Source organism: Paenibacillus tyrphae, assembly GCF_027925525.1.
Taxonomy (GTDB): Bacteria; Bacillota; Bacilli; order Paenibacillales; family NBRC-103111; genus Paenibacillus_G; species Paenibacillus_G tyrfis_B.
Genome location: NZ_BSDJ01000076.1, coordinates 1 through 1,486 on the forward strand (window position 1 = coordinate 1; position 1,486 = coordinate 1,486).

1 protein-coding gene is annotated in these 1,486 nt (G+C 44.7%); it reads left to right on the plus strand.

Annotation, left to right across the window (positions count from 1 at the left end; genetic code table 11):
• Window positions 1-89 precede the first annotated feature (89 nt).
• Window positions 90-1,313: an IS256 family transposase gene (locus tag QMG93_RS34890; protein WP_281944500.1), complete on the plus strand. Its 1,224-nt coding sequence runs from the start codon at window positions 90-92 to the stop codon at window positions 1,311-1,313.
• Window positions 1,314-1,486: the final 173 nt, after the last annotated feature.

Consider the following 1,486-nt stretch of genomic DNA (forward strand, 5'->3'; position numbering starts at 1 on the left):
GGGTCTGTAAAATAAATTGTGTAACCTCTCAACTGAGATAAATTTGGCAATACTGACTACTAGATCAAAGTTGGAGGAATAAGCACATGATGACCCGAAGCGGATTATTGTCAAAACAAGAATTACGTCAATTCGTAAAAGAGCATAATTTTCAATCGGCAGAAGATATTCAAAGGACACTAAAGGAATTATTTGCGGAAGTGCTCCAAGAAGCACTAGAAGCGGAACTGGACACGCATCTCGGTTATGAGAGACACGATGTAAAAAACAAGCAAACGAGAAACAGCCGCAACGGCTATAGTAAGAAAACCGTCACCTCCGAATACGGTGATGTAGAAATTGAAGTACCTCGGGACCGACTGGGTGAATTTGAACCTGTGGTCGTGAAGAAAAATCAGACGAATGTGACCGGCATTGAGGAGCAGATCATCGCATTGTATGCGAAGGGTGTCAGCACACGGGACATTCAGGATCATCTTCAAGGGTTGTATGGTGTTGAGGTCTCACCGACTCTCATCTCTAATGTAACGAATAAGATCGTACCGCTGATTAAGGAATGGCAGAACCGTCCTCTGCAGCAGATCTATACGGTTGTCTTTTTGGATGCCATTCATTTCAAGGTTAAGCAAGAAGGCCATATCGTAAACAAGGCTGCCTATATGGTGATCGGCATTGATTTAGACGGCAACAAAGATGTACTGGGCATTTGGATTGGGGAAAACGAATCTGCAAAGTTTTGGCTGAATGTGTTAAACGAGCTTAAGAACCGCGGAGTTCAAGACATCCTTATTACCTGCGTCGATAATCTAAGCGGCTTTTCACAAGCTATTGCAGCTTGCTATCCGAAAACAGATATCCAAAAATGCATCATCCACCAAATCCGTAATTCAACGCGATATGTCTCTTACAAGGATCTTAAGAAAGTAACAGCGGACTTAAAGCCAATTTACAAGGCGGTCACGGAAGAAGCGGCCCTGCTGGAATTGGAACGGTTTGAAGAAAATTGGGGAAGCAAGTACCCGCTCATCGTCAAATCATGGCGTCAAAACTGGGATGAACTTGCGACCTTCTTCAAATATCCGCCAGAACTTCGAAAACTCATATATACAACGAACATGATCGAGAGTTACCACCGGCAATTACGCAAAGTAACAAAGGGAAAAAGCATATTCCCAACAGACGAATCGCTACTGAAGATGCTGTATCTCTCCACTATGGACGTCGTTCGAAAGTGGACAGGTCGTGTACAGAACTGGGGACAAATTCTTCTCCAGCTTACCGTATACTATCCAGAACGCGTCCAGGTACGCTAAAAGCGGCTTTACATGGAGGGGTGGGCATGATAGGCTGAATGCCTTGGCGATGACCATGTTTTAGGGAATCGCCGCATCGCCGATCATCATGCCCACAGAGGCTCCGTGTCAAGCCGCGGCATCGTAGTTGCTAGATCAATTTTGAGAGCTTACACAAAATTCTTGACAGACTC

Bases quoted from the DNA above. Each gene is read 5' to 3' on its own strand.
- QMG93_RS34890 (WP_281944500.1), top strand. From the start codon at position 90: ATGACCCGAAGCGGATTATTGTCAAAACAAGAATTACGTCAATTCGTA.